The organism is Acinetobacter sp. FDAARGOS_558, from assembly GCF_003937785.1.
GTDB classification, from domain to species: domain Bacteria; phylum Pseudomonadota; class Gammaproteobacteria; order Pseudomonadales; family Moraxellaceae; genus Acinetobacter; species Acinetobacter baumannii.
The window spans coordinates 3787250-3812167 of record NZ_RKJH01000001.1 but is presented as its reverse complement, the minus strand read 5'-3'; the positions used below and the strand labels follow the sequence as shown (position 1 = coordinate 3812167).

At 37.1% G+C, this 24918-nt stretch carries 19 protein-coding genes; 3 read left to right on the top strand and 16 right to left on the bottom strand.

All coding sequences use genetic code 11. From position 1 onward, the window contains the following. Window positions 1–57 precede the first annotated feature (57 nt). The 13 genes from EGT34_RS18410 to EGT34_RS18350 form a co-directional block, all read right to left on the bottom strand. Window positions 58–1776 (bottom strand): acetyl/propionyl/methylcrotonyl-CoA carboxylase subunit alpha, encoded by a 1719-nt coding sequence (locus tag EGT34_RS18410; RefSeq protein WP_001090990.1) that lies wholly within the window; start codon window positions 1774–1776, stop codon window positions 58–60. After that, on the bottom strand, window positions 1776–3359 hold the full coding sequence (locus EGT34_RS18405) for an urea amidolyase family protein (protein ID WP_001211808.1): 1584 nt from the start codon (window positions 3357–3359) through the stop codon (window positions 1776–1778). The genes EGT34_RS18410 and EGT34_RS18405 overlap by 1 nt, the downstream gene beginning before the upstream one ends. A 32-nt stretch (window positions 3360–3391) precedes the next feature. Beyond that, window positions 3392–4198: a putative hydro-lyase gene (locus EGT34_RS18400; RefSeq protein WP_000276200.1), complete on the bottom strand. Its 807-nt coding sequence runs from the start codon at window positions 4196–4198 to the stop codon at window positions 3392–3394. An 11-nt stretch (window positions 4199–4209) separates the two neighbouring features. After that, on the bottom strand, window positions 4210–4974 hold the full coding sequence (locus EGT34_RS18395; protein WP_000496066.1) for a LamB/YcsF family protein: 765 nt from the start codon (window positions 4972–4974) through the stop codon (window positions 4210–4212). A gap of 34 nt (window positions 4975–5008) precedes the next feature. Beyond that, window positions 5009–6262, bottom strand: a complete 1254-nt coding sequence (locus EGT34_RS18390) for an NRAMP family divalent metal transporter (RefSeq protein WP_001987220.1) — start codon at window positions 6260–6262, stop codon at window positions 5009–5011. A gap of 345 nt (window positions 6263–6607) precedes the next feature. Further along, entirely contained in the window at window positions 6608–7519 is a 912-nt protein-coding gene (gene mumR, locus EGT34_RS18385) for a LysR family transcriptional regulator MumR (protein WP_001049894.1), read from the bottom strand. Window positions 7520–7802: 283 nt separating this feature from the next. Further along, window positions 7803–8120, bottom strand: coding sequence for a hypothetical protein (locus EGT34_RS18380; protein ID WP_001038418.1), 318 nt, complete (start codon window positions 8118–8120; stop codon window positions 7803–7805). Window positions 8121–8610: 490 nt separating this feature from the next. After that, the gene (locus EGT34_RS18375; protein WP_000337804.1) at window positions 8611–8940 is read right to left on the bottom strand and encodes a hypothetical protein; all 330 of its coding nucleotides are present in this window, start codon (window positions 8938–8940) and stop codon (window positions 8611–8613) included. Between the two features lie 368 nt (window positions 8941–9308). Further along, on the bottom strand, window positions 9309–9596 hold the full coding sequence (locus EGT34_RS18370; RefSeq protein ID WP_000566663.1) for a contact-dependent growth inhibition system immunity protein: 288 nt from the start codon (window positions 9594–9596) through the stop codon (window positions 9309–9311). A 358-nt stretch (window positions 9597–9954) separates the two neighbouring features. After that, the gene (locus EGT34_RS18365; protein ID WP_000945589.1) at window positions 9955–10206 is read right to left on the bottom strand and encodes a hypothetical protein; all 252 of its coding nucleotides are present in this window, start codon (window positions 10204–10206) and stop codon (window positions 9955–9957) included. 722 nt (window positions 10207–10928) lie between these two features. Next, window positions 10929–11360 carry a hypothetical protein gene (locus tag EGT34_RS18360; RefSeq protein WP_001245610.1) on the bottom strand — a complete coding sequence of 144 codons (432 nt, stop codon included), beginning with the start codon at window positions 11358–11360 and terminating at the stop codon, window positions 10929–10931. Then, window positions 11350–16266, bottom strand: a complete 4917-nt coding sequence (locus EGT34_RS18355) for an RHS repeat-associated core domain-containing protein (protein ID WP_024437427.1) — start codon at window positions 16264–16266, stop codon at window positions 11350–11352. Before EGT34_RS18355 ends, EGT34_RS18360 begins: the two co-directional genes overlap by 11 nt. A 19-nt stretch (window positions 16267–16285) precedes the next feature. Further along, on the bottom strand, window positions 16286–19468 hold the full coding sequence (locus EGT34_RS18350; RefSeq protein WP_000935004.1) for a type VI secretion system Vgr family protein: 3183 nt from the start codon (window positions 19466–19468) through the stop codon (window positions 16286–16288). Between the two features lie 622 nt (window positions 19469–20090). On the opposite strand from EGT34_RS18350, the gene EGT34_RS18340 reads away from it, so the two are divergent. Continuing rightward, window positions 20091–21338 (top strand): serine hydrolase, encoded by a 1248-nt coding sequence (locus EGT34_RS18340; protein ID WP_024437426.1) that lies wholly within the window; start codon window positions 20091–20093, stop codon window positions 21336–21338. A 45-nt stretch (window positions 21339–21383) separates the two neighbouring features. Beyond that, window positions 21384–21812 (top strand): GNAT family N-acetyltransferase, encoded by a 429-nt coding sequence (locus EGT34_RS18335; RefSeq protein ID WP_000453966.1) that lies wholly within the window; start codon window positions 21384–21386, stop codon window positions 21810–21812. 94 nt (window positions 21813–21906) lie between these two features. Here the strand turns inward: EGT34_RS18335 and EGT34_RS18330 are convergent, their stop codons facing one another. The 3 genes from EGT34_RS18330 to EGT34_RS18320 all read right to left on the bottom strand — a co-directional run bounded on the left by EGT34_RS18330 (window position 21907) and on the right by EGT34_RS18320 (window position 23919). After that, window positions 21907–22365 carry a hypothetical protein gene (locus EGT34_RS18330; protein WP_001127331.1) on the bottom strand — a complete coding sequence of 153 codons (459 nt, stop codon included), beginning with the start codon at window positions 22363–22365 and terminating at the stop codon, window positions 21907–21909. A gap of 251 nt (window positions 22366–22616) precedes the next feature. Next, window positions 22617–22811, bottom strand: coding sequence for a hypothetical protein (locus tag EGT34_RS18325; protein ID WP_001984101.1), 195 nt, complete (start codon window positions 22809–22811; stop codon window positions 22617–22619). Between the two features lie 157 nt (window positions 22812–22968). After that, on the bottom strand, window positions 22969–23919 hold the full coding sequence (locus EGT34_RS18320; protein ID WP_000439689.1) for a 3-hydroxyacyl-CoA dehydrogenase NAD-binding domain-containing protein: 951 nt from the start codon (window positions 23917–23919) through the stop codon (window positions 22969–22971). A gap of 250 nt (window positions 23920–24169) precedes the next feature. On the opposite strand from EGT34_RS18320, the gene EGT34_RS18315 reads away from it, so the two are divergent. After that, window positions 24170–24868, top strand: coding sequence for a DUF1826 domain-containing protein (locus EGT34_RS18315; protein WP_024436155.1), 699 nt, complete (start codon window positions 24170–24172; stop codon window positions 24866–24868). Window positions 24869–24918 lie beyond the last annotated feature (50 nt).

Here is a 24918-nt window from a genome sequence, read left to right as displayed (position 1 = left end):
AAGGTTATGTTGAGCCGTAGCGGACTAAGACTCAATCAATTTAAAACAGTTCAAAGCTTAGTGAATACTCGCAATAGCGGTTTCTGCATGACAGGTCGCGCCTTTCTCGGCACCAATCTGAATAACGCCACTGCGGTGTGCCAGTACCTGAACTTCCATTTTCATGGCTTCCATAATGGCAACCACTTGCCCCTCGGTGACCTGCTCACCATTTTCAACTTTCCAAGCGCTAATCACACCATTAATTGGGGCAAGTAAATGCTCGGCACTGACTTCTGGCTCGGCAGTCTGCGCTTGAACTGCGGTTGCTGGGACTTGTGCAAACATGCCCGCAGGTAAACCTAGACGGTGTAACTTGCCATCAATTTCAATGTAGCTCAGCAACATTGGTTGTTGATGGTTTGGAATGCCACGTTTAGTCGGCTTTAACTCTTGTTTAAAGTCATTTTCAATCCAACGCGTGTGTACATTAAATTCATCTGTAAAGTCAGGTTCATTGAGTACCGCACGGTGAAAGTCTAAAACCGACGCCACACCTTCAATTTTAAATTGCTTTAAAGCACGTTTCGCACGGGCAATTGCAACTTCGCGGGTTGGACCAGTGACAATCAGTTTTGCCATGAGTGAGTCAAAGTGGCTAGATACCAATGAACCAGTTCGAACGCCAGTGTCCACGCGTACCCCGTTACCAAACGGCGCTTCAAACAAACTCAACACACCAAAGGCTGGAATAAACCCACGGGCTGGGTCTTCGGCATTAATACGGAACTCTATCGCATGGCCTTGTGCTTTTGGTGTTTCTTTAATAGAAAGCTCATGGCCTTGTGCCACGCGAATTTGCTCAACGACCAAATCGACTTTGGAAGTTTCTTCGGTCACTGGGTGCTCAACTTGCAAACGTGTGTTTACTTCTAAGAAAGAAAGCTTGCCATCACGACTCAATAAATATTCAACTGTTCCCGCACCCACATAGTTTGCAGCCTGACAAATATTTTTTGCCGAGCTTAAAATTTGTTGGTAAATCTCATCGCTAATAAATGGCGCGGGCGCTTCTTCGACTAACTTCTGGTTACGGCGTTGCAATGAACAATCACGTGTACCAAGTACCACAATATTGCCATGTTGGTCGGCTATTACTTGCGCTTCTACATGGCGCGGTTTATCAAGATATTGCTCGACAAAACACTCACCACGGCCAAAGGCCGCTTTTGCTTCACGTACTGCCGACTCGTAAAGCTCTTTCACTTCTTCGAGTTTCCACGCAACTTTTAAGCCACGGCCACCGCCACCGAATGCGGCTTTAATGGCAATTGGTAAACCATATTGTTTGGCAAACGCTAAAGCCTCATCTGCATTATTGAGTGGATCTTGCGTACCCTGAACCAAAGGCGCACCGACTGAAGCAGCAATTTTACGTGCTTCAATTTTATCGCCTAGTTTTTCAATGGCACCTGGTGACGGCCCTACCCATTTTAAGCCAGCGTCAATGACCGCTTGGGCAAATTCGGCACGTTCAGATAAAAAACCATATCCCGGATGTACCATCGTTGCTTTTGATTTCTTTGCAACCTCAATAATGGCAGGAATGTTTAAATAAGTTTCACTGGCAGTCGCACCAGCCAAGCCCCATGCTTCATCTGCAAGTTCGACGTGCATGCTACCAATGTCGTCATCTGCATATAACGCGACCGATGCAATTCCCATATCACGACAAGCATGGATAATACGAACGGCAATTTCACCACGGTTAGCAATCAATAATTTTTCTGTATTCATCATTCATTCTCAAAATCTGTAAATTCGGCAATTTTTTTAAATTTGATGCGGCAACCTGCCGGAATCTGTGCCACCAAATCCCAATGGTGTTTAGCAACTGAGGCAATGACCGGATATCCGCCCGTTAAAGGATGATCATTCATAAACAAAACCGGCTGCCCACTCGGTGGAATTTGCAAAGCGCCAATACACGTGCCTTCGCTTTCCAGTTCATGGGTAATTTTGCGAGTTAAAGGCTGTTCACCTGAAAGTCTTAGCCCGACTCGGTTGCTTTCATTGGTTACCAGCCATTCTTGCTGACAGAGCAGCTCAATACTGTCTTGTTCAAACCAGTCTGTGCGCGGTCCCATCACAATATCTAGCTCAACGACTTCGCCAGCTTTTGGCAAATCGGTTTTACCAACTTCATTTACGCTAATATTGGCTGCCTTTACTTGCCCTTGGTAAATGCTATCTCCAAGCTTTAAAGGCTCTGGCCCTAACACTGCTAAGCTATCAAACGAAGCACTATTGAGCACTGGTTCAACGTCTATACCACCGCGAACTGCCAGATAGTTTCTTAAGCCTGCGGTTGGTGGCTGAATTTGAAATTCATCGCCTTCATCTAAATCAATCGGTTGATAGCTTGAAAAGTCTGCGGTTTGACCATCGGCAAATTTCACACGAATGTTTGAGATAGCACCTGCCACCGCAATAACGCCTGCATGCTGCATTTTGGCTTTTAGGCCGCCATTTAAAACTTCAATGACAGGTGTATCGGTTGGGTTACCCACAATACGGTTGGCACTATGCATGGCAGATAAATCCATTGCACCTGCCACACCAACACCAATATTGGTCTGATTTAAACGTCCTTCATCTTGAATGAGCATTTGTAAACTTGGCGCAGTGATCGTAAACAGTGGCACAGATTGTTTCGGCTCAGCCTTACACGTGATTTGCTGCGGTACATTCACCGTAGTTGGACGATGCGTGACATCTTCAAAATGTACAGTCATGCCCGGTAACAGCAATGCAGGATTTTTACGCTCTAAATCCCACATTTTTTCTGTTGTTGTACCAATCAGCTGCCAACCACCCGGACTGTCTTTTGGGTAAATGCCAGAGTATTTTCCAGCCAACCCCAAAGAGCCTGACGGTATTTTTTTACGGGGAACTGTTAAGCGTGGAATATCGGTAAAAGGCTTATCGGGACTGCTCATATACGCAAAGCCCGGCGCAAAACCAATAAAAGCCACATTCCACACGCTTTGGTGATGTTTTCTAATCACATCGGCAATGGACAGCCCTTGTAACTCGGCAACTTGCGCAAGGTCTTCGCCGTTATAGCAAATCGGCACAATCACTTCTTGGCCGCTACGCTCAAATCCAGAATCAATTTTGAGGCTCTGAATTGAAACAACTAGCGTTTTAAAATTGGTTTCGATCTCATTAAAAAAAACCAAAATTGTTTTTGCAGCGGGGACTAAGTCTTTAATTCCATTCAATTGCGTATTTTGCAATTTATTGTACAACGCCAATGTTTCTTCTAAGCTCGCAAGCTCAATCAGAAAACAATCGGCGTTTACCGATAAAAAACGCATTTGCTTATCCTTTTTAATTCTTCTTTAGCTATTTAGCCCATCCAAGCACGGTCAGGAATATCGGTAATAAACATGTAACCAGGAGCATGACTAATGGCAAAAGGAATTTTCGAGTTCATGACTGCTGCTTGCGGTGTTACCCCACATGCCCAAAATACTGGAATTTCACCCGCTTCTATGCGTGAAGCATCACCAAAGTCAGGTTTATTTACATCCTTAATACCTAAGCTTTCAGGGTGCCCGATATGTACAGGTGCCCCATGTACACTTGGCATACGCGCTGTAATTTTTACTGCTTCACTAATTTGATGAGACGGAATTGGTCGCATGGAAACCACCATATTTCCTGAAATACGCCCTGCCGGTTCGCACTTTATATTGCTCAGATACATCGGCACATTGGTGTCGTCATGAATATGGCGAACTTCAATACCTGCTTCTTGCAAAGCTGTTTCAAACGAAAAACTACAACCAATTAAAAAAGTCACCAAATCAGGATGAGCATTATAAATTTCTCTCGCATCAGTCACTTCATCGACCATTTCGCCATCTTTCCAAATGCGATAACGTGGAAAGTCAGTTCGAATGTCTGAATCTGCTGCAAGCTTAGTTGCATAGATGCCTTCTTCGAGCACATCAAGCACCGGGCAGCTTTGCGGGTTACGGTGTGCATAGAGTAAAAAGTCATATGCCCAATCTCTTGGCACTGAAATCATGTTGACCTGCGTCATACCCGCAGCCATGCCCGCCGTTGGTTTATCGAAACCTGCACGGATTTTTAAACGTGCATCTAATGCGGCTTCAAGCTGAGCTGGGTCAACTTTAATATCCTTATACATTGCGCTCTTCCTTATGCTTTATTTACAAATGGGCGAATTTCAATATTATTTTTTACAAGCTCGGCTTTAATGGCAGCCGACATTTCTAGTGCACCGTCGGTATCGCCGTGTAAGCAAATCGTGTCAGCCTGAATTGGGGTAAATACACCATCAATTGACTCAACCCCACCATTTTTAAGCATAGACACCACACGGCTCGCAACAAATGCCGAGTCGTGTAAAACCGCACCTTCTAGACGGCGAGATACCAGTGAACCATCACTGTTATAGGCACGGTCTGCAAATGCTTCGGACACAACTTTTAAACCAGCAGCTCGTGCTTGCTCGACTAAGTTTGAACCCGCCAAAGCCACCAAAACCAGTTCAGGGTCATACATTTTAATGGCATCAATCACTGCTGCTGCCTGAGCTTGATCATGTGCAATGGTGTTGTAGAGTGCGCCGTGTGGTTTAACGTACTGCACTTTTGAGCCTGCCACCTTTGCCAAACCATCGAGCGCAGAAATTTGGTAAAGCACGTCGGCAATCAGTTCGTCACGTGACAAATCCATATTACGACGGCCAAATCCAACAAGGTCCGGGTAAGACACATGAGCACCGATGGTCACGCCAAGTTCAACCGCTTTACGAACTGTTTTTAAAATGCCGAGCGGATCACCAGCATGAAAACCACAAGCAATGTTCGCACTGGTCACAACAGGTAAAATCTGGTCATCATTACCCATTTTCCATGAGCCAAAGCTTTCGCCCAAATCACTATTTAAATCTACAAACATGGCATTATTCCTTTATCACTTAACAAAGTCTGGCTTAAAGCTTGGTCAAATAATTAAATACTGTCGTAAATGACATATAGCCCATCCACCACGTTAACAGACATGTTAATCCACCTAAAATAAGCAACCACTTTGGATAGTTATAATTACCCATTAAATCTTTACGGCATGCAGCCACATACACAAAAATTGTAAGGCCAATTGGCAACACCAATCCGTTAAAACCACCTACGAAAATGAGTAGGCCTGCCGGAGTTGCACCCAATAACACATAGAGCAATAACGCTAATGCGATAAAGGTAATGGTCGTATAGTTGGTCTGTTTTGGTGTTAAGTTCTTTTTAAATGCAGTAAAGAATGACACTGAAGTATATGCTGCGCCGATCGTGCTACTAATACCAGCTGCCCAGAAAATTAAACCAAATAATTTAAAACCAAATGTGCCTGCCGCATATTGGAATGCTTGGGCTGCCGGATTGGCATCGTGACTGGCTAAATCAATATGAGCACCGCTTACTACCACACCTAAAAAAGCCAAGAACAACACATAACGCATGATGCCGACTACAACAATGCCCTTGGTCGCAGCTTTGGCAACTTCATTAATATTTTCAGGTCCAACAGCACCTTTATCGAGTAAACGGTGTGCTCCAGCGTAACAGATATAACCACCAACTGTACCGCCAACAATCGTAGTAATAATGGCAAAGTCGATTTGGTCTGGAGCAAAGGTTTGCTGAACTGCTTGCCCAACAGGAGGCATTACAATGACGGCCACAATAATAATCAGCAAGATTTTAAGCAATCCCAGCACGATCATGCTTTTATCCATGGCAAGCGTTGCTTTTTTGGAAGCAAAAATCAAAATGGCTAAGGCACCACTTAAAATACCGCCCCACTTTGTATCTAGGCCAAAAAGTGCATTTAAACCTAAAGCTGCACCTGCAATATTACCGACACTAAAGAAAAACCCACCCAATATCACCAGAAACGCCAGTAAGTAACCACTACCCGGTAAGGCTTTATTGGCAATGTCTGATGCACGCATCTGGGTAAGTGTCACCACTCGCCAGATATTTTGTTGGACGACATAATCAATTAAAATAGAAATTAAAATTGCAAAGCCAAACGCAGCACCTAACTTAACTGTAAATACAGCAGTTTGGGTTAAAAATCCTGGCCCCATTGCAGAGGTCGCCATCATAAAAATTGAGGCAACAATGGCCCATTGGCGATCTGATAAAAAAGAAGATTTCAGTAAAGACATATTAATGCGTTCCTCATCCATTTGAGCTTAACAACGCTATTTTCAAATTGAATCAAGAACATCATTTTTTGTCCCAAACGATATTCTTTAATCCTTTTAAATGACAAAGATTCCCTGTTCCCCAATCAACACAATCGGTGATCAAATCTTGTGTTTAAAATAAAAACATAGCTAATCCCTACGAACAATAAGACTTTTTACAGAAATTTAAAATTTTAAACTATTGATTTTTATAAACTTATCTTCAAAAGGAAGAGTGAGATAAATTTTACTTATTGAAGTACATAAGCTGCTTTTATCGTTTTACCTACAAAACAGCTTTTTTTAATAAGAAAAAATAGGGATAAAAAGCATTCAAGAAACATCTTATTTTTTAATTTGTTCATTGAGTCTTTTCATGGCACTTTCTGAAACATGAACCGCTACTTCAGTTAATTTTTCTTTCAAAGCAACGTCATTACCATGAATATAAATTGACGTGAAATGAAAAGTTTTTAAACGAATGGGCGTATTTAATATTTCCAATCGTCCGTCGGTAATTTCCTTTAATGCCGTTAAGGTTGGCACGACCGCAATACCCAAACCTTGCTCTGCTAGACGCAATAACGTCGCTAAAGAATAACTGGTAATAGAAAGTGGTTCATCAATCCCCTTTTCTTTCATTTTTGCCTTTAATTCTTTATAGGGATAGGTAATTTTGGGATAGGTTAAAATGGTATGCGACATTAAGGATTTAAAAGACATTTGCCCAATTCCACCTTTAAAAGATGGTGCCGCCAAGAAACTCAGTTCAAAGTTACAAAGCGACTGCTCAATACATTCAAAAGCCAAAGTTGGCCCAAGCAAAAAGGCCATGTCCAAGTCGCCTGTACGCACCCCTTCTTGCAAGTTAGGGGTCAGATCTACCACAATTTCAACCGAAACTTTTGGGAATTCCTGTTGAACTTTTTCGATATATTCAACCAACCACGTATACACGATAGTCTCAGAAACGCCTAAACGTATGGTTCCGGTCAGGTGCTGATTTTCGGTAAGCTCTGCAACCAAATCAGTTTCTAAACGCATAAACTTTTCAGCATACTTAAATAAGGTCATGCCTTTATGGGTCAGTTTAAACTGCCGCAAGCTTCGGTCTAAAACTTTAAAACCTAATTCATTTTCAAGAGATGTGATTTTTTGAGATACCGCAGGCTGCGTGGTTTGTAATTTAGTTGCTGCCTTATTGAAGCTATTTAAAGTCACCACCCAGTAAAATGCTTCAAGATTCTTTAAATTCACGTTTCGTCCTGTCTTAAAAATTCCTTTACTTTTATAGTATGTAAGCTTTTAGCTGAGTTAGGCTACCCATTTATTCGTTTTTAGTTAAATTTGATTTATTTCACTTAAAAAATAACGTTGAGTTTTTGATAGAAACTTACTTAAAGCGAAATGTATTCAATGTTTTCATTCTTCTAAAATCTACAAATATAAAATACTGTAAATTGCATCAACCGCCCTTAAGGACGGTTGATCGTTATAAATTAAAAGTAATTAAAGGTAATTTTTATAACATCACACGTGGTTACTGTGCTGCATTCACACCAACAATAAACTGACTACAATTTGAACCTTCAGAAGCATTACCTAATTGCTTTTCAGAAAACTTAAATTTTGATGCAACAGAAGCATAATCTTTTTTAAGGGTTTGACCTGTGAGCTCACCTAACTCTTTCACTTGTTCAGGCTTCAAGATTTCATGTTCAACTGCCTGATTCACCATTACACATGCGGTGGTCATCGCATCATAACGTGCGGCCGTTTTAGAGTAACCTATCGCACCGACTACACCACCAATAATTAAACCAACCACTACAGCCAAAGTTACATGCATTTTATTCATTTTAAATACCTAAAAAATCAAACTAAAAAGGAGCACTTTAAGAGTTTGTGCTCAAGCCTGATTAAGATAACTACTTTTTCTTGATCATAAAAGTTAGAATCTTTCAGTTTTATTGATAGTTGAGGTATCTGTTAAGTTCTAAATAACCCGTTATGATTGCTTTGAGCTAACGTCAAAGTTATTTAAAAAATTTATGAATATTTCAACTATATATTAAAAAAATCTAAGAATTATTTAAGTCTTAAAAGCTTTAGCCAGGCTAATACTTTTAAAACTTTATCTATTAATTATTTAAAAATTCAATTTTGATTTTTTCAAAATTTTCAACAGGAATGACTACTTTAAAGCTTCCTATAACTTTAAAAAACCTTTTAAAATTACTTTCTCTCAAACTATATCTAAACTTTTAATTGTACACTTCAACTCATTTCTTTAAATTACTTAAATATTTATAAATATCTTTATAAGTTAAAAAATATAAATTGAGTTTCTACTCTTCCTTCCATACATCTTCGTAACCCTGTTTATCTATTACAAATCTAAATCTCTCTTCTAACGCCAAATAAGGAATAACTTCGGGAAGATAGTTTTCTAAATGAGATATATGCATTGGTTTAAAGAAATCATCATCTTCAGAAAATTCTCCACAATAGAAAAACCATGAGACATTTTCTCCTTCTTCAAGTATATTACGTATTCCTGTAATTGGTATTTTTCCCAATGAATCTAAAGCTATAGCAACCGTTTCATTTTCCGAAGGTTTCACGAACTTAGAATTAAATTTTTTACATATATGTTTTTGCATTTCAATTACGCACATATTTATATCTAAAACCCTAATTTTTTATTTATTGCCTTAGAAAATCAGAGGCTTTCCTACTTAACTTAGAAAAAATATAGCAATATGAATATAAATTCCAAATTACACCTGAATTATTTATCAATATTTTCATATAAACACCCCATTTGCAGAATTTTAAAGACTATACAATATAGGGTAAAACTATTTAATAAACAAAAACTAAAATTTTATCTTTATCAAAAGAATTTTTTAATGAAAAATTATCAACAGCACAACTTAATATATTATATAACTTCCCATGTTTAGCTGTTAAAAATTGATAACCACAAACTACATGCTTCTTGAGCATAGGCTCTGTTTTTGCTCTACACATGTTCTATAATTATTTAATCTTCAATTAAATAATTATATATTTCACTGAGCCATTTCAAAGTATCTTCATTATTTTCAAAATAAATATTTGATAGTTGAGATATATATTTATAATCAATCATTTTTTTTATCAAAATTTCTTTAAACTCTAATTTTAACGAGTCTATTTTTTCACTCTTTGCTACCTTTTTATAATTTTTTACTACCTCCTGATATGTGATATCTTCATAATCTAAATCACTAAACCATGCACCAAGCAATTGATACATTAGAGGAAAATTACTTTCAAAATTATCTATCATTAATAAACTCCTATGGTGGATGTGAAGTCAAAATTGTATATTTACCATTACCTATAGTTATCAGCACAACTTAGGCATCATATCTATCACTTATAGTTGTTTACCTTCTACCAAGCCCCTCACCAATCACATCTATTCCATTTCCTATTACCTTTTTATCACCAGAATACAATTTCTTTAAAAAATATTATTAGTCATTTCATCAATAACCATAAATTAACTATCGTCTTTAGGTTTAAAGTATTGTAATACCCATATCTTAGGAGGATGGATATTTAATTGATAATTAAAGTTGATTTCTAACTTTTCGAGAATTTTATTGGATGATTAAAGATAACCTTCACAAGAGTTCTAATCATTACCTCACATTTTCAATAGAATTTATTTTCTCTACAATCTCATCTTTAGTAAGTGAAAATTCTCCCTCTTCGCCTGCATCCATTCCAATCAATTCATCAAGCAAATTTTGTAACTCCTCACTGAGTTCTAAATAATCCATATCAAGACGAATTAAATATGCTTCTTTAGCAACTATCCGATAATCAAATATTTCATTTTTTAAAATTAAATGAAGTTTATCTAATACTATTTTATCAATATTACGTAACATTATAAAGTATATCCTTTTTTATAGTTATCTATTTCGTATTAATTTTATCTTGCTCTGCATCTATTTTTGTAGAGAATTTATAATACCAACAACATCACCATTTATTAACTATTTAGCATTTATAATCACAACCCCATATTTACATATAGATCTTACATCGATCGTTGTTACATGATAAATAATTATTTTTTTATTAATTAATAATGTAAACTTTAATATTAAATAATATTCGACCAGATACTAATTAACAGCCAATAACACTATAGTATTTGGCTGTTTTTTTATTTAAATACAAAGTGATAAAGTTTTTTTCATAAAAAAGATTATTAAAAAAACTATTAACTGAATCTCAGATATAGCAAAAATAGTCATCATACCCACCATTATTAGCTGCCCATGGCTCAATAGATGAAGAAGGTAAAGAGACACTTAAATCAGCATGGATGTTTTTAGGTTGGGTACCACTTGTGCCATAATATATATTGTATGTACGCTTATTTACTACGGCACAAGTTGCAGTTGGTAATCAGCCCCTGGCTTCTCTTATTGTTTTACCTTCTTAACTGTCTCATCATACGCATTAGGTCTTACTTTAGAGCTTAACCCAAGTGGATTAATCCACCCTACTGGACTCGGCGTATAAGCATATACTTTATCTCCACCCAATTAAGCCAATTGAGTCTCTGGAAATAAAACGTCCTATATAATAATTTCATTATTTACTAAGGTATATCATTTAAAGCTTCATATAGTTTAGTTTTAACAATATCATCTGGTATATTAATTACTTTAAGTAATGTAAAAGCCCAATCTAAACTATCACCTATATCCTCAGAAGGTGGTTTGGTCCATAAAGGTATAATAGAAAACTTTAATTCAGGCTCACTATTAATATTAAAGTCAATATCTTTCTCCTCCATATATTTAATTATTTTTACTCTTCTATTAATTATCTCTTTTTCATCAATATTACTTTTGCTATCAAACCAGAATGACTTAGCTTTTTGAATAGACTCTATAATATATTCTGAATTAATATTACTTAATAAAGGTATTATTTTATAGCAAAATTTTATGTATACAAAATATGCTTGCTCTAGTTCCAAATCATATAGTTGGTCTATCAAGTCATCTAACTCTTGATTATTTCTCATTACTCTTTACTCCAAATTGCTTTAAAACATTACTGCAACTGCTACAAGCAGGTTTATGAGTTCCATGACGTTTATCATTAGAATTAATATTTACAACGTCAATTGTAGCACCCTCAATATTCATACCTTTCTTTAGTGCTTTATTAATCGCATCAACTTCTGCACATGCTCCATGCCATGGCGCTTGTTCTTCTTTAGGAACATCTCTAAGTGCTTTTTTTAATTGTGGATGAACATTTTTTCCTACTCGTCCACTTATACCTGTAATATTAACATTTCCAACTTGTAGATCAGCTGCAGCACCAGAAGTCTTGCCTAGTTCAAATCTAGCTCTATCTGCTGTTAATTGAGCAGGAGTTTTTTTAGAGTTAAGCCCCAAAGGATCAACCCATTCCACTGGATTCGGCGCATAAGCATATACATTATCTCCACCCAATAATCCAATAGGATCTTTGGAAATAAAACGCCCTACATACGGTGAATAATAACGATACCGGTTGTAATGAAGCCCTGTTTCTTGGTCGAAATATTGCCCTTGGAAACGGATATTATTACTGATGATCTCAGAGTCTTCAAAGAAGTTAGATTTAGCTTTTTCAGCTTTACACTCACCCCAAGCCTTATATTCAGCTTTCCAAATGACCGCACCTGTATGATCCGTCATTTCTTGTGGTGTACCCAAATGATCACAATGATAGAACCAAAAATCTTTAAAGTCTTTTGCAGTTTTGGTTACTTTCCATAATGGGTCACGTTGTAAACTATAAGGCTTATCTGCCCAGTCAGGTGTTTGATGAAGCTCTATTTCTTCTGCATAAACCGCTTGTGCCAGTGGTACAAATGAATCTTTCTCATATATATAATGCTTGGTAATTTGCTCATTCGACTCATAAGCAAGTGTATTGCCATCCCATCCATAAATGATGTTATGTTCACCACTGGTATGATGATGTTTACTTCGCTTTTGAATCCGGCGTCCTAATGCATCATAGCGGTACTCTGCCGTATATTCAGCATTACGACTTTTAATTAGTCGTCCACACGCATCCCACTCAAGATATAAATTACCCTTGGTTGATTTCTGGCAAACCAGTTGTCCATAAACATCATATTGGTATTGTTGATCTAGATATTCTTTAACTACGTTATTAACCAAACGATTATAACCATAGACTGTTTCATCTAGCTTTTGTGAATGGCTTTGAACTTTCTGACTATGATATGAATCTAGAATGTTACTCGCAGGGTCAAAACTAAATGTTTCTTTACCTAACTTACTGCTAGCCTCAAGCAAACGCCCAACTGGGTCATATTTATAATTGATATTACCCCTACGCGTATCATTAATTCCTGTTAATTGACCAGTTTTATCGTATTGATATAAACGTTGAATCAACTGCTGAGTTTCTTGAATTGCATTGTTCTGGGTCTGGCTAACTTGTTCATTTGACGGATAACCGAACTCATGACCATTAACAATATTTTGCTGGGTTAAACGTCCCATCGTATCGTAATGTTGTTCTTGACTAATTCCGTTGGCATAGTGACGGGCGATTTCTCGGTGTAAATCATCACGCTCGAAACTTACAACATCTTGGCCATTCACGATCAGACTATGAACATGACCTGAACCATAAGTTAACCAGTCAATCTTTTGTCCATCTGGACGCACAGTCTTTATTCGATCATTAATTTCATCATAACTGTGTTTCCAGACTCCAGTTTTCTTGGTTTTATAGTCTTGATGATGTTCACGAATTACATTGCCTACAGCATCGTAATACCACTGTAGGTTACTTTCAGCATTTTTGGCTTGAATAAGATTGCCATTACTATCGTAAGCAAATTCTTCAACTAATTGTTGCTCTAAATCATGCTCAACATATCCATAGCCTGCTGTACGCTGTTCTAAGCGCCCCATGCTATCGAAAAGAAACTTTTGAATACGATCTTTCGGTGCAATTCGATCTCGTAAATCTTGACCATGCATAGAAGCGACTTCAACACTACTAACAAGGTTTCCGTCTGTTTCGTCATAGTTATAAATGGTTTCTTTACCATCAAAATCAATTTCTTTAACGAGTCGGCTTGCGACATCATAGAAGAATTGGTAACTGGCACCATTTTCATTAATTAGGCGCTTGAGACGATTAAGCTTATCCCACTCATATTTAAGTTTATGATTGAGCGCATCTGTTCGTGATGCAATTAAACCTGCCGCATCATATTCATATCTGGTGATATTCTGTTTCTGATCTATATGTGCCAGTAAACGCCCTTCAGCATCATGAATGAAGTGTTCTTCTGTGCCATCAGCATGTTTAATCTTTTCAAGTTGACCAAAAGCATTTAGAGGTAAACCTTTAATAATTGGTTCACGTTGCTCAATTGTTAGATCACTATAAAAGTATTCAACTTTTTGCTTTAAAGCATTTTCTATTGCAACAACCCGACCTTTTTTGTCGTAAGTCCATTTGGTTTCTTTACCAGAACAATCGATATAACTAATTAAATTGCCTTGGTCGTCATAACTTAAGGTTTTAGTGCCACCTTTAGGATCTTTAATTGAAGTAAGTAAACCTAAACCGTTATAGCTATATTGTGTTTCACGCTTCAGTGGGTCGGTTTCTTTGGTAATGTTTCCAGCCGCATCATATTCTTTAAACCAACGTCCGCCTTCAGCATCCACCATACCTATAAGCTGACGGTTTTCATCATAAGCATAATATAGAAGGGAACCGTCTGGTTGTGTCATAGACACAATATTGCCGTGCTCATCATAATCATAAATAGTCACCGCTGCATCAGTGTCTACATGCTTAGTTACACGGCCAAAGTCATCACGGAAGAACCACTCTTCCAGCCCATCAGGATAAATAATACGGTAGGTATAGCCTTCAATATCGTAGTAATACCAAGTCTCGGCTCCATAAGCATCTGTCACATACGTTAGACGAATATTTTCGTCCCACTGTAAAATTGTATCTGAACTGCCATCATCCGCCCATTCATGATAAGCCTTAGACGTTGGTTCGACACCATCATATTCAAGGTTCATACCCCGACCTGTAAGATCGGTATAACGAGTTAAAAGATGATGGTCATATTGGTAATGATAGCTCGCTCCATTTTCGGTAATCGCTTCAACCAAATCGCCTTTTTCATTGTAGTTATAACTCGCAAGTGGTCGAGCAAGTTGACCATTTTCAACCAGCCACACATCTTCAATTCTTCCAGAAGCATTTACCTGAAATGCCACATGAATTAACTGTTTTTGTTTTTCTTTAATAACAATATCTGAAATAAAACTTAGACCTTCGAAGTGATGGTCATAACGTACTGCTAAAGTAAGTCCATTCTTGTATTCTATGGCTGAAAGTCGATAACCATCCTGATATTTTTCAAATAAGTGTTTCTCTTCTTTTTGATAAGAGATCATCTGAACTTTTTCAGAAATTACACTATAGTAAAAATCTTCAGTCTTATTATGGAAACTCTCACCTACTTTCAGGTTTGGTAACTTAACTGGACGAGCATCTGCTCCAATAAACTCAAAACCACTTAAGTGTTTTAAATATCCAGCGCGTTCCTCTGTCTCTTCAATATATTCACTCTGTGGAACAATACGGGTTGTAAACGGTGTTATCCATCTTGCACCAAACTCACCATGATCTAGTTGATAAAGATTAGATGCATATTTCCGAATTAATACAAAGCTTAAAATTGATGACACATAAGCATCTTGATGAGTTAAACACTCTGTACCTAAAGCAAAGGTAATATTTCTTTTTGTACCAGAGGTAGATTTGGGCTTGCTTTTACCACCCCTTAAATTTAATGCACATACAGTTTCACTCGGATTACCCTTTGACTTTGCTTGAACATTAGCTTTCTCAAGCTCTCCGTTTGGTTTTTGTCTTCTTTTTTCAGTGACTTGTGTAGGTTTAATATTTGCAGTCTTTGTACCCTTTAGTTTGAACTTCTGTACAGCTTTAAGCAAAACATTGAGTAGCCAAGCGATACTCATTGCTTTCGCTGGATCTGCCAAAGCCATTAAATATGAAGGTGCTTTTCTACCAAAAACACGAATAGAAGTGATTGCATTCTGGATCGGTTGTGTTGCACTAGCAGGCACAACAGCAGATACACCTTTGGCAACGGTATTTATTTGCTCTTTTACACCTGCTTTCCAAATATTTACGAGCCCATCAACAGCATTTGATATCGTTGCTTTAGGATTGCGTTGTAAATTATTTAAGTTAACTTTATTTAATTGTTTCTGCGCGTTTTTTAAATTACCAGCAGAGCTATATACTTTTCCATTAAGTACTTTTTGAATTCCGTTAGCAAAATCATTACTGATAGCTGTAATTTTTGTTCCACAATTTTGCAACATCTGGTTGACAAGGGGTTGGGCATTTTTCGCAAATTGGTCTAATTCCCCAGCAATTCTTTCATTTAAATGATCGCTAAGAATGACCAGAATCGTATCAGAAATTGTGCCTTTTGCCTTTTGTCTAACCAAATTCAACGTAGGTCTTAGGCTCATTCGCATTGTTGCCATGGTTGGCGGTGCTGGAATAATACCAATAACATCCAGTCCCAAATTCAACCAATCTGTAAAAGCTGGGCTAGGTTTTTTACTAATGTCTATAACATCATAAATTGCATCGACTAAAGCAATTGCATTTCCAATGACTGGCAGTGTGCCAAGAGTACTTTTAATCGTATTTAAATCGACATAACCTTTAGTATTCGTTTTTAGCCATGAATCAATTTTATTCATACCTGCTTTAACATCGGCGGCATACAATTTATTTAAAGGTACTACCGCGACCTGTCCGGTATTTGTTCTCACACTTGGCTTTGCTTTCGCTTGAGAAATAGTTTTTGGTGCTGTTGGCATTTTTATAAATTCTCAATTCTTATTTAAACTTAAAACTCATAGGATTAAGAGCAGTCTCTGTATTTTTCGAGTCTTGAGCCCTTAATGGATTTACATTTAATCCGCTGGTAACTGGAGCAACGGGGTTAGTTTTCCCATGCATCCATCCTTGCCCTGTCGAACTTTGGCTTAAAACCTTAGAGGTAAAATTAGTCAATTGACTCGTTAAATGTGATTCAACACCTTGTTGCACCATCGGCAACAATGCACTTGCACCATTTTCTTTTAATTGCTTTGCAGTATCGATTGTTCTCATAATCGAACTTGGATTTGTGAAAGTTTGACCTAAAGCTTTTTTAGCTTCTGTCACTGCACCTTTCAAAACACTATCTGCTTTACCCATTAAAGTTTGAGCACTCGTATCATTATCACTTGGCCACATAGGAGGACGTTTAAAATCACTCGCTTCATCCCAAGGATTACGCTTATCCTCTTCAAATACAATTTTGGCTGAACCTGTAGCTAAACCCGAAACACGAACAAAACCTTTATCATCCAGTTGTCCTTTGAACTGTTTCCCTAACGAATCAGTCACTGTATAACCGCCTTGTTTAACAAACTCACCATGTGCATATTCATGGAACAACTCAAGTACACCCTGCCCACGTTTTGGTGGTGGTGGCAAACTAGATTGAACACTTGCCGATGCGCCGCCTTGGAACACATGCTGTCCGGCATTGACTTGGAATTTCCCGCCAGTTTTCGGAAAGATTCCTGAACCATTTAAGGTAATTTGTGAACTTGCACCAGTAATTACAATTTCTTTAGGACTACTAATTTCAATGCAGTCTTCTGTCGAAGAAATCGTAATACCTTTATTAGCAAGCACATCTAAAGCATCTGACTGGGCTTGTATTTCTACCTTGCCTTGTGCAGCAACAGCTTTTAGTCCACTCTGAGCAGCAAAAAGGCTGAGCCTATTTTGGGCATGGGCAATCACATTCTTTTGAGTACTTATATTAATGCTGTCTCCAGCAATCTGATTAATTTGTGCATCAGCCGAGATGTGAATATCTTCTGAACTACTTAGAGCTATACCATCCGGTGAACTCAAAAGAAGTAAAGCTTTTTCAAATTTAGCGATTTGCTGCTGAATTTGTGAGGCAAAATCTTTTAACTGTTCAATCGATTCGATTTCATCGGTTTTCTGGTTTTTAGCAATGTCACTTAGCGCTTTACTGTTAGTTTGACTACCTTCAAGTTGCTTTTTCGCAACTTCGGCGTCAAGGTGGTCTCCTTTGGCATTATCCTGTTTATGGGTGGATACCAATAAACCTTGCCCCGCGCGCAAAGCTCCCCATTGGTCCGTACGCAGTTCAAAGCCTTCTCCACGGTCTTCACTTTCCGCTTTATCTTTAGGATGACTCAGTTTCCCGAGATTTAACTGGCTTGCACCATGGCTGCTTTGTAGCTGGGTACTAATTTGTCCCGGTGTATCATCAAATCTGAGTTGCCCAAACCCACCACCTGACACTTCTTTAGAACGGATACCACTGAGCTTTTTAGTATCAGGAAGCTTACCTTTGTTATCAAATTTGGTTGGATGGCGCTGGGCCTCATGAATTCGGCCCATTACAAATGGTCGGTCGATATCGCCATTAAAGAAGTCAATAACGACGATCTCACCGATACGCGGTAAAAACCGCGCACCATAACCTTCTCCAGCCCACGGCGTTAGAACGTCAATCCAAGCTGAATCGGTGTCATTGTTGTTGGTTCCTGCTCCACCATCATGGCTATGGTCATCACTACGCGTAAATAGGAAGCGGACTTTAATACGCCCCCACTCATCTACATAGATTTCTTCACCTTCAGGACCCACCACTTTTGCGCGTTGTGGATGAGTGACTGGACTATGAATTTGCGGGTTATAAGCTGGTGTTGTTGGAATATGACGACGTTGTAAAATCAGTTGATTCGCTTGGCGTTCATCACTGTTCTCGGGGTTTTGAATTGCCCAGTTACTTTGCGCCAATAAACCATTGATTTGATCATTTAAATCTTTAGGTAAATTATTCTGATTAAAGAAGTTTTTAGAAACAATCAAAAAGCTTTTATCTGAGCTTTCATGCTGGTCTATTTCTGGGTGTTCATTTAATTCGAAATAGTAACCCACATAGGCATCGCGGACTGTTGTTTGTGCAATAAAGCGTTTCGCCTGTGCCTCGTAGTAATTGTGGAGGTTCTGGTTTAATCGTTCAACTTGTTGATTTCCAGATTTAGTAACCCCATCCTCACCCTTTAAGTCACCAATCCATGCAGGCGCATAGTTCCAAGCTTGCTCCAAGCCAAGTGTAGCATTGTCATAATGTTCACTATGCTGATGCTTACTTTGAACACTTCCAATCCCTTCTTCTTGATCTAATATTTCTGCTTGCCAACGTTGTATATGCATAACATTGGGTTGAAGGGAACGCTCAGCAGTTAAGCGAGTCATACTGTCATATTGTTCGACCGCACTACTACGGTGGTAACGAATCGTTTTACGGTCTAAAGGCTGATATTGACTATTGGCATCAATTAACCTGAGTTTCTGAGCTTGAATAGGTGTATCGGTACTTGGAACAATATGCTGAGCTTCATCAATGAGCCAACTGATATTTTCACTACGAAGTAAGCGTGTAAGGAAATTCCAGTCACTTTCGTTATGTTGCATCACAAAAGGACGCACTTCATAAGTTTGTGTTAGACCGCTTAAATCTAAACTTAAACTTGCAGCAAATAGCGGATTTTTAGTTTGCCATTCTTTAAATAATATTTCCCATATCTCAACCACGCTTTTATTCATAAATACACGTGAATTACGGCGATATTTCCATAATGCGGTTGGATCTTCTAAGGTCAGCTTATATAAAGTTAGACTTCCATCTGATTGGCCCTGTTGAGCATGAGTAATAATGCCTGTAACGCGAGTTAATTCACCTCGCTCCGTCACAATATCTACAGCAGCCTGAACACCAATAAAAGATTTAAGTTGAATCGTTGCATTTGTCGATAGGCATAAAAGTTCTGCTTTTAAACCATCATTGAGTGCATGTACACCATCAATTCTTTGCAGAAATACTTGGTCATTCAATATCGGAGACGTAAATTGAACATGAATAGCACGTTTCTGCGGGCTAATACCCAAACTATCTAAAACTTGATGAATACTGTTCAACATCTTTATAGGACTAAATTATATTTTGCAGTATTTTATAAAATACATACAAATCTGTCTATTTCATTAGCAGTGAATTTTAAGTGTAAGAGACACTTCTTATCAGTGCATAAACAATATTTTCGAAACTTAAATATAATGAAAATAATGTTTAATTTTATATATTAAGCTTAATTTTTAGCTTATATTTTTTTTAAAATAAGATAAAGAATCTATTACTTAACAAGATAGAGGTAACAAAAAACAATACTTATCAATCTTTTGTTTTTTATATTCTTTTTTCAAAATTAATTAAAAAATTTCTTATATCTATAAATCTAGGTAGAAAAATTCTTTTATTGAATTTTTAGTTTAAAATATTTATATATTTCAAAAGACTAATTAATTTAATCTTAGAGAAAAGAGTCATCAATGTTGAGTGTTCTAAGTTGTCTGTAAACTTTATTGACAGCCATGTTTTTATAGTTAATTAGGGTTTGATAGGCGTGTGAATAGGTATTTTTAGTCTCGTAAATAGCTTTAGATAATAGATAGTTGAGTCCTGTTAAATTAGTATGTAAATAATAAGTGCTTTAAAACTATTTCATAAAAACTGTAAATGAGTCTAAATATAAGAGGACATTTAATGAAGAACTTTCTCACCAGGAAAATGTACGTAACTAGAGCTTTATTTTTTGCTGTAAGTGTTATGGTTTTGGATGTTTCCCCTATTGTTATTTCTACTACTCATGCAGCGACAGAACAAAAAATGGATAATTTATCGACTACACTTTCATTAATTTTTGCAGATAAACCCATAGAAGCTTCTTTATTTAGCCCTCAATTTTTAGGACAAGTTCCCATCACACAAATTCAAAAAATCGTTGATGATTTAAAAGTCTCTTTAGGTGCTCTTAAAAATATTAATGTTTCAAATGGCTCTGGGACTATTGATTTCGAAAAGGGAGAATTACCGGTTTCAATTAGCTTAAATGAGCAAGAACAAATTAGTACTCTTTGGTTTAGTGCGCCTCATTTTAAGACAATAAGCCTAGACGAAATGGTTAAAGGTCTACATGAAAATGCGATCGGTAAAACTTCTCTTTTAGTTAGTGTAGATAACAAGCCTGTGGTTGTAGAAAATGATAAAACCCCTATGGCTGTCGGTTCGACTTTTAAGTTACTAGTTTTAAAAGCTTATGAAGATGCGATAAAAAAAGGCGAATTAAAAAGAGAAACTATTGTTTCTTTAAAAGAAATGAATCGCTCGTTGCCAACAGGAGTTTTACAAAACTTGCCTGCTGGTACGCCTGTAAATCTTGAACTTCTTGCGCAGTTAATGATACAAATTAGCGATAATACAGCAACAGATAGCTTGATAGATGTATTAAAGAAACCTCGTATAGAAGCGTTATCACCTAGAAATTCTCCTCTGCTGACGACACGAGAGCTATTTCAACTGATTGATTCAAGTAATGAAAAGCTCAGAAATAAGTTTAAAACAGGAACAAAGTCGGCTCGTCTGGAAGCACTCTCTGAGCTAGACAAACTGCCGCTACCAAGTGTGAGTAGCATTGGAAAATCGACTACTTGGCAAGATGCTGAATGGTATATATCAGCCCATGAGATTTGTCCTCTTCTTGAAAGTGTTCAAGATGCTCCGGCTCTGAACAGTTCTTTAAATCCACTTTTTAAAAATTTAAATTGGCAAAAGATTGGTTTCAAAGGTGGTTCCGAATACGGCGTCATCAACTTTTCTGTGATTGGAAAAACTCAAAAAGGCCATAAAGTGTGTGCAGTATTTACCGCAAATGGAAATGAGCCACAACCCGAATCAAAACTAGCAATATTATTTACAGGCATACTTCAAGCTGTTGATTCTATGAATCATTAGACATAAAAGATTAAAAAATTGAAGATCATATTTAAAGGAAGAATAATGGAAGTTTCATTAAGATTCGCGAACACTGCCGATCTCAAAGTTATAAACGAACGCTATGCCGAGATTGATTTTGTACCATCACATGATGATGAACTTATTGTACTAGCTTCTATTAGTGAGAAAACTGTTGGTCAAGGTAGAGTTGTGGGTATTGATGCTAACAGCGGCGAACTCGGTGGAATTTATGTTTTTCCGGGTAATGAAGGGTTAGGAATCGCCCGTAAGGTAGTTGATTTCTTAATTAAAAATTCAGATTTTTCTATGCTTTACTGTTTACCCTTTGCCGAGTTAGAAGACTTTTACGGCTCTATGGGTTTTGCTGCTGTGAAAGACATGGCTCAGGTTCCAGAAGCTGTGCTAAAAAAACATGAGTGGTGTAACAGTAATTACGACAAACCCGTTTTACTTTTAGAAAGAAATAAATAAAAGAATATCTATAAAAAAACCGCCCCAGAAGGCGGTGGCTGAATTTAAACCAGCAATATATAGAAGTATGGTGGACGAATACTTCTATATTCTTTTATGAAGGAGTTTTATTGGTTTTCATAAAATCTTCCGATTTAAAATATTTAATAATCATATCTGCATGCTCTTCTTTAGGAGGAGCAACGGTCACAGGAAATGATTCTTTCGAAATTTTAAATCCGTGCGGAATTAATTGTGAAATTGGTGGAAATTTAGGTTTTCCGCCATCGGTAATTCGCTCGATAAAACTTGCTAACCAGAGCAAATACTCTCCTTCGTTCTCAAACTTCGGCATTACACTTAGATCAACTTTGACTTTACATTCACTAAGAGGCTTCGTGAGCTGCTCGTCAAAATCAATATAATTGAACTTAAGTTTAAACTCAGTCCCTTTAATGGCCTTACGTATCTGACTGATTAAACAATTCAGATTTTGTGTAAGGTCATTGGTGAATAAGTCGTCTTTTTTAATATTCTTATAAACCTTTTCAGCCACGGCTAAATACTTTGGCATTTTTACCCTCCTCAATCTCAATTGTTATAAAGTTTTGATCTTAAAATGTTTTATGGTTCTGATTATGATTAAACAAATGTAAAGGAGTGAAACAATATTATACTCAAACGTAAGTAGTTAAAGCTTTATGTAAAGACTATTGAACAATCACCTAAAAAAATTATGGTTTTGATAACTCATCCGCAATTTTTTTAAAATATTATTATCTTTTGAAATATTTATTTTCAATTAAAATTTACCATTTGGTAAAATTAATACGGTCTCATTTGCTGATCTCGTCTTACAAGTCCTAGAACGGATCTACGAACTCTTATTTCATCTTCAGAAAACGGTAAATGCTCTTTTAGCTCATCTATAGAAAGTGAATTATTTTCTATTAAAAAACAGTCTTGTTCGGTCGTCCAACGTGAAGCTATTGATTCGGTTTGTTTCCAGTAACGTTTCATATGTCCTAATAAATTAATCAGTCTAAAAGCTTACGATGAGTGCAAGCTTTTTATAGGTTTTGTGCGGAAAGAAGAATAGGAATAGTACCGAAATACTCAAAAATAAAAAAGCCAAACACCTCAATAAAACGCTGTTTGGCCTTTCATAAAAACTGGCTTAATCCAACTCTAATTTTTGTCTCAATTTTAAAATATCGACCAATCCTTTATCCCTTTTCTGAGATAAATTGACATCTTTATAATGTGTTAAAAGTTCTTTAGTTTGTTCTTCTAGCAACTCAGTAGTTTCTTCAGAGTGCTGAAAATTTTGCATATCATTCCACCATTCGGTCATAGGCGGTCCTAAATGGTGAATTGCCTCTTTAAATCCCTTCTGATTGGCAAGTTCCATATTTATGTAGGGGCCAAATAAAGCCCATCTCAGCCCAGGCCCACTAGTGATTGCGATATCAACATCTTCTGCTGAACACACCCCTTCTTTAACCAGTGAAAATGCCTCTCGCCACAAAGCAGCTTGTAAACGATTTGCTACATGTCCTTTAACTTCTTTTTTTAAAACAATCGGATGCTTACCCAAACTTTGATAAAACTCGGAAGCTTTCTTTAAAATTTGCGGATCTGTTAATTTTCCACCCACAATTTCAACCAAAGGTAATAGATGAGGTGGGTTAAATGGATGACCTAAAAAAATACGCTCGGGATGAGTTGCATTTTTTTGAAAGTCAGAAACTTTTAGACCTGAAGAGCTTGAAGCAATTAGTGTTTTTTCAGGGCAATATGAAGTGATTTCTTGATATAAATTTTGCTTTAAATCTAACCGTTCCGGTGCATTTTCTTGAATAAAATCAGTATCAATCACAGCATCTTTTAAGTTGTTGTAAAGCTCTAAATTTAGGAAAATATCTTGTAAATGATGACTTGAATCTGTTTGCTGATCTAAAGCGAGTAAATCACTAAGATTTGCCTGTATTCTCTTTTTAAATAATTCTTCGTCTATTGGATAAGGGTCATACACCTTTACCTTAAAGCCTTTATATAAAAATAATGCTGTCCAGCTTGCACCAATGACACCGACACCAACCACACCGATTGTTTTAATTCGTTCCATATCTTCCTCGTGACCTTATTATTTCAAAACTTTTCTTATTCCCTGCATGACTATTAAAATAGTCGACTTCTTACCTTTTCTCAGTTATTCAAAGTCAATTTATAATAAGCACGCCTAACCAGAACTTCATACCATTATTGTACTTTTCTTGCATTACCTTCATTTTTTAAGCAAATTTTGGCTACCGCTTGCAGCCCTATAAGCACTAAGGGTGTATGATTGGCAAGATTTTGAGCCATTTAACTTTAATATGACAAATACATTTTCTGACCACAAGCAAGTTGAAGTGGTATCTACTTTTGCTGAACTTGTGAATACACATTTTCAGGGAAATAAGAATGCTATTTGTTGGCACAGAAATTTGGTGGGCGACTTTAAAGAAATTGTGGCTAAACTTGAGTTAAAAGAAAATATTACCGAAATTTCTACAGAAGACCTGTTAGCACTTGAGCTTTCAGAACAAGGTGATTTGGCTCGAGATATTATTTTAAAAGACATGCAGCTCTTAACTGATATGGGTGCATCACCTGTACTTAATTTACTTAAGCATTATGAACGTGATGAAGAGCTCGATTTTATTTCAACAGATGTCTATTCATTTCATGTTGATCGTTCCCCTATTGAAACCGACACATTCTTATGTACTTATCACGGTGCGGCTAGCGACATTGTGCCGAATGATCAGGTTGAACAAAAAGTTTTAATTCCTGAAATTAGAGAAAAGCTCAAAGCTTTACATGACGGCCCAGAAGCCGAATTTGAAAGCTTTTTAGCAGAGTATTTTTTTGATTTACATTATCAGCCTAAACCCGATGCACAACCTATAAATTTAGGTATTGGACATATTTGGCGCTTAGCAGTAGATCATCCAACTCAAAAGGTTTTACCGTGTGTGCATCGGGCACCAGTTGAAAATGACGGTGAATATCGGTTGCTATTGATTTGTTAGGTATTTCAAATATCTTATATAAAACCAGACAAAAACCAAAAATTACTTTT